Source organism: Psychromonas antarctica, from assembly GCF_022267535.1.
Classification (GTDB): Bacteria; Pseudomonadota; Gammaproteobacteria; order Enterobacterales; family Psychromonadaceae; genus Psychromonas; species Psychromonas antarctica.
Map to the genome: position 1 here is coordinate 1 of NZ_JAHNZV010000156.1, position 4,668 is coordinate 4,668.

A 4,668-nucleotide genomic window follows, 5' to 3' on the forward strand; every position below is an offset into this window, starting at 1 on the left:
AAGCCAACCCAGAAAATTACCTGCCATGGAATTATCTAGAAAATAGTGAGTAACGGCTGACTTGCTTTCCAAAAAAGACTGAATTGGGCTAACCGCCCAAGTCAAACTATGCAGCCGTAAGCTCACGCTTAACACCGCCTGCACCTGTTTTGTATAAGATATAAGAGTATAAGAAGAATAAAAGTCTTTTATCAAAGATATGTTAATTTGAACAGGATATTTATATCTTTTTCTATCCGATTGGCAACAGCTCACCAGCGTTGACTCGCTGCGCGAATCAAGCATCAAATCTTACCCGTCGCTATCCACAACTTCATATGCATAAGTTAGCGCATAAAGAAGTTGTTACACAGTTTTTATGACTGTCTTCTCTGATGATAAATGGCAATATCTTGATATGCAGCGAGATAATCGCGCTAACCCTCTCATTTATGCAAGTGAAAAAAGGTAATAATGAACGTGATTTTAATATTTGCGCAATAATAAGTGAGATTCTAAAGGAGGGGGCCATGAAAGCACTGATTGCATTATTTAAAGCAATGCTCGGAAGCTTGCGTGATCTTTTACCTATAGTCTGTGTGATCGCTTTCTTTCAATTGGTTGTGTTACAAGAGCCACTTCCAAATATATTGCCCATTTTGTTGGGTCTACTTTTTGTCGTTCTCGGCCTGACATTCTTTGTTTTCGGCCTAAATATGGGATTATTTCCTATTGGTGAAAGTATGGCCAAATCTTTCGCTAGAAAAGGCAGCCTTTTTTGGCTGATTTTATTCTCATTTTGCTTGGGTTTTGGCACTACAATTGCTGAACCAGCATTGACGGCTGTAGCCCATGAAGCTGCAGAAGTAGCCGCAGAAGGTGGTGTGATCCCGCAAACCAGTGAAGATATGGACAACTATGCTAATGGATTGAGGCTTACGGTGGCAATATCAGTGGGTATAGCAATTGTCTTAGGTGTGGTGCGTATACTTAAAGGTTGGCCTATCCATGTGATGATTACGGGAGGTTATATTGGTGTCATCGTGCTTACTTGGTTTGCCCCCGAAACCATTATTGGTATTGCTTACGATTCCGGCGGCGTGACCACCTCAACCATCACCGTGCCACTCGTCACCGCTTTGGGTGTTGGGCTTGCATCATCAATTAAAGGCCGAAATCCTATGCTGGATGGGTTCGGGTTGATTGCATTTGCTTCACTACTCCCGATGATCTTTGTCATGCTATATGGGATGGTTTTATCATGATAAATCTGTCGCAATTCACGGATACGTTTATTGGCACTGTGGTCGATGTCATTCCTATTGCGACCATTATCTTTGGATTTCAAATTGCAGTTTTAAGAAAGCCAATAGCAAATTTGGCAACGGTTATATTAGGATTTTTCTATGTGATTCTAGGGCTGTCGCTTTTTTTATTAGGGCTGGAACTCGCACTTTTCCCCTTGGGTGAAACCATGGCGAAGCAATTAACGGCACCAGAATTTCTTTACTCTTTTAAAGATGACATCACAACATCCCTGAGCTGGATTGATTATTATTGGATTTATCTGTTCGCATTTGCCATCGGATTTAGCACAACTATTGCAGAGCCGTCCTTGATTGCCGTGGCGATTAAAGCCAACCAGGTCTCGGCAGGGGCCATTCGTGTTAATGGTTTACGTGTCGCGGTTGCATTAGGTGTTGCATTTGGAATTTCCTTAGGCAGTTATCGGATCGTTGTTGGTGATCCGATTCATTACTACATTATGGGGGGCTATCTAGTGGTTATTATACAAACACATTTTGCGCCAAAACTAATAATACCGCTTGCTTATGATTCTGGAGGAGTGACAACCTCTACCGTGACGGTGCCATTAGTTACCGCATTAGGTTTAGGATTGGCTTCAACCGTGCCGGGAAGAAACCCTGTTATCGATGGTTTTGGGCTTATTGCATTTGCCAGTCTATTTCCAATTATTTCAGTAATGGCATATGCGCAAATTACCCAGTGGTTAAACTCAAAAGCAGATTCTAAGGAGAAAGATAATGCGCTTTAAACTAATAATTGCCTTTGTAGAAGATACAAAGACAGATGCTGTTTTAGATGCGGCGCGCTCAGCAGGCGCTACTGGCGCTACTGGCGCTACTGTAATTAATAATGCAAGGGGAGAGGGGTTAAATCAAAAAACCACTTTTTTTGGTCTAACATTAGACGTTCAAAAAGACGTGTTGTTATTTGTGGTAGAAGAACACTTATCTAGGAAAGTATTAGAGACAATTAATAAGATCGGTGAATTTGAACAGGAATCGGGGCAGGGGATTGCTATTCAAATCGATATTGAAGACGCAGTTGGGGTTACCCATCAGATAGAGCGATTAACGAAGGTAGTAGAGGACGAGTTATGAATCCTAATAAGGTTATTAGAGTAAGAGATGTTATGGCCAATACTTATGTGATGGTCGCTGGAGTAACGACCGTTAAAGAAGGAATACGATTAGCCCGGTTACATGCAGTAAAAGCATTAATCGTGAATAAGCGTCACGAAGATGATGAGTACGGTATCGTTTTAATGAATGATATTGCTAAGAAAGTTCTAGCACAAAACCGTTCTAGTGAGCGTACTAATATTTATGAAATAATGACCAAACCTGCACTTTCTGTCGCACCTGATATGCATGTTAAATACTGTGCACGTTTATTTGAGCGCTTTGGTGTCAGTCGTGCTCCTGTTATTGAAAACGGTAAAATTATTGGCATGGTGAGTTACAACAATATCGTGCTAAACGCGATGGCGCTGGATGCATAATATAAAGATAAAAAAGCTTTTAAGCTTCCGTGTTAATTTTGTTGCCTTGGATTCTTACCGTTTATAACCAGTAACAGAATTTATGTTAGGGGCTGTCTTAAATAAAGGGCCTAGAAAGCGATTTCGATGCCGCGATTTCCCAACCTCTACACAATCATTTACGGGTGTATAGTGACCAATTTGTGGCTGTTTGCAATAATTTCAAGTCTTGATATAACCTAGTGAAGATCCTAGATTTAAATCCTCAAAAAATATTTTATGTCATTGTCTTCGCAGATTTATAAGCGATGGTTTGAGTGTATTATGAGATGGGAATTTGTTATATGCTTGCGATCTGTCACCTTAATTTGACTAATTTGGTTTTTTTGTACGATAGTGCAATATATTATCAATTAAGCCGAGTACAATGTGCAAAATCCGCAAGGAAAATGGTGCTTACATGTGCAGCATAAAATTGCGGTACGCTATAACTTGCACATAAACATGAGGTAAAGTGATGTTCAAAAAGACAAAAGTGTTTACTTGCCTCGCCTTGTCACTCGTATTTGTCGTTTCAAGCGCTCATTCTTCGGTGATCACGTTACACGTACCGATTACTGATGATAGCCCTCTGCAGCATCTTTTCTTCCATGACCTTTTAAGTACGGCACTTAAAGAGATAGGGCAGACCCGAATGGCACTGCATTAAGCTGTTTTTTGTAAATTCAAGGGATAATTGTTTTAGATTTAGAGGTGAGCAGCCAGAGAAAATTATATAATAAGTTCACCACAAACCAATACAATTAGCCCTGACTGCATGAATAATTTTAACACTAAATATCCCGTAAACATATCAAAAAACAACCCTAACTTTGACGGAGACGATTTCCTAAATATATTAGAATCTGAACAGATTTCCGCAATAATCAAGAACGCTACTTCCAAGTGGCGAGAACGAATTTTTACTCCCAGCATTACACTTGCGATGTTTATCAAGCAAGCGCTTAGCCCTGATCGTTCATGTGCTCACGTTGTTAATGAATTCATCATTGATAATATTGATGAGTTGCCTATAAATATTAGCACTTCAACAGGATCTTTTTGTCGGAGTAGACAAAAGATACCTTTAGATTTGATAAAAAAATTAGTTCGCTATACAGGAAATGCTACCAAAGAAAAAATCGATAATCGGAATGGTATCAAAGGTAATATTTACTTAGTTGATGGAACAACATTTACATTGCCTGATACAGTTCAAAATCAAGAAAAATACCCTCAGCAGTCTGCTCAAAAAAAGGGGCTAGGGTTTCCTATCTGTCGAGCATTAGGTGTATTTTGCCTCGAAAGTGGAGCTGCCGTTAATGCTCAAATAGCGCCTTACAAAGGAAAAGGAGCTGATGAACATACCATGCTTAGATCAAGTTTAGATACCTTTAAAAAAGGTGATTTAGTCATAGGTGACGCGATTTACAGTAGCTATTGGCTATTTTCTCATCTGCAAAAAGAAGGTGTAGAGGGTATTTTTGGACAAAATGGCGGACGGGCTAAAAAAGCAGATTTTAGAACAGGTAAACAAATTGGAAAATACGATCATATCGTCACTTATAAACGTCCACAAAGGCCTGAATGGATGAGTGTAGAGCAATATAAATCAACACCAAAAACCATTTCTGTAAGAGAACTAAAAGTAAGGCATAAAATTCTCGTGACAACACTATGCGAGAATAAATTACACAGTAAAGATGCAATCGATGAATTATATATAAGTCGTTGGAATATTGGTGAGCTTACGGCAGCGTAGCTCAACTTCCATTTTTTGTTCTGATTTAATACGGGTAACTCATCCATCAGGACTTAATTATGTCAAATCCAGAGCAACTTAGTAGCGTTATTACTGCATTTGA

The 4,668-nt window shown here is 39.4% G+C and carries 7 protein-coding genes; 6 read left to right on the plus strand and 1 reads right to left on the minus strand.

Annotated elements, in window-relative coordinates:
* Window positions 1-285: hypothetical protein (locus KSO91_RS16010; RefSeq protein WP_238744033.1), on the minus strand; the 285-nt coding region annotated here is incomplete at its 3' end.
* Window positions 286-509: 224 nt separating this feature from the next.
* On the opposite strand from KSO91_RS16010, the gene KSO91_RS16015 reads away from it, so the two are divergent.
* The 6 genes from KSO91_RS16015 to KSO91_RS16040 all read left to right on the plus strand — a co-directional run bounded on the left by KSO91_RS16015 (window position 510) and on the right by KSO91_RS16040 (window position 4,565).
* Window positions 510-1,244, plus strand: coding sequence for a DUF1538 domain-containing protein (locus KSO91_RS16015; RefSeq protein ID WP_238744034.1), 735 nt, complete (start codon window positions 510-512; stop codon window positions 1,242-1,244).
* Window positions 1,241-2,035, plus strand: coding sequence for a DUF1538 domain-containing protein (locus tag KSO91_RS16020; RefSeq protein WP_238744035.1), 795 nt, complete (start codon window positions 1,241-1,243; stop codon window positions 2,033-2,035). The genes KSO91_RS16015 and KSO91_RS16020 overlap by 4 nt, the downstream gene beginning before the upstream one ends.
* Window positions 2,025-2,384, plus strand: a complete 360-nt coding sequence (locus KSO91_RS16025; RefSeq protein ID WP_238744036.1) for a P-II family nitrogen regulator — start codon at window positions 2,025-2,027, stop codon at window positions 2,382-2,384. Before KSO91_RS16020 ends, KSO91_RS16025 begins: the two co-directional genes overlap by 11 nt.
* The gene (locus KSO91_RS16030) at window positions 2,381-2,785 is read left to right on the plus strand and encodes a CBS domain-containing protein (protein WP_238744037.1); all 405 of its coding nucleotides are present in this window, start codon (window positions 2,381-2,383) and stop codon (window positions 2,783-2,785) included. The genes KSO91_RS16025 and KSO91_RS16030 overlap by 4 nt, the downstream gene beginning before the upstream one ends.
* A 496-nt stretch (window positions 2,786-3,281) precedes the next feature.
* On the plus strand, window positions 3,282-3,473 hold the full coding sequence (locus KSO91_RS16035) for a protein-tyrosine phosphatase family protein (RefSeq protein WP_238744038.1): 192 nt from the start codon (window positions 3,282-3,284) through the stop codon (window positions 3,471-3,473).
* Window positions 3,474-3,581: 108 nt separating this feature from the next.
* Window positions 3,582-4,565, plus strand: coding sequence for an IS4 family transposase (locus KSO91_RS16040; RefSeq protein WP_238744039.1), 984 nt, complete (start codon window positions 3,582-3,584; stop codon window positions 4,563-4,565).
* Window positions 4,566-4,668 lie beyond the last annotated feature (103 nt).

Excerpts from the sequence above, each read along its gene's own strand:
- KSO91_RS16035 (WP_238744038.1), top strand. The coding sequence starts at position 3,282 with ATGTTCAAAAAGACAAAAGTGTTTACTTGCCTCGCCTTGTCACTCGTA.
- KSO91_RS16025 (WP_238744036.1), top strand. The coding sequence starts at position 2,025 with ATGCGCTTTAAACTAATAATTGCCTTTGTAGAAGATACAAAGACAGAT.
- KSO91_RS16015 (WP_238744034.1), top strand. The coding sequence starts at position 510 with ATGAAAGCACTGATTGCATTATTTAAAGCAATGCTCGGAAGCTTGCGT.
- KSO91_RS16030 (WP_238744037.1), top strand. The coding sequence starts at position 2,381 with ATGAATCCTAATAAGGTTATTAGAGTAAGAGATGTTATGGCCAATACT.
- KSO91_RS16020 (WP_238744035.1), top strand. The coding sequence starts at position 1,241 with ATGATAAATCTGTCGCAATTCACGGATACGTTTATTGGCACTGTGGTC.
- KSO91_RS16040 (WP_238744039.1), top strand. The coding sequence starts at position 3,582 with ATGAATAATTTTAACACTAAATATCCCGTAAACATATCAAAAAACAAC.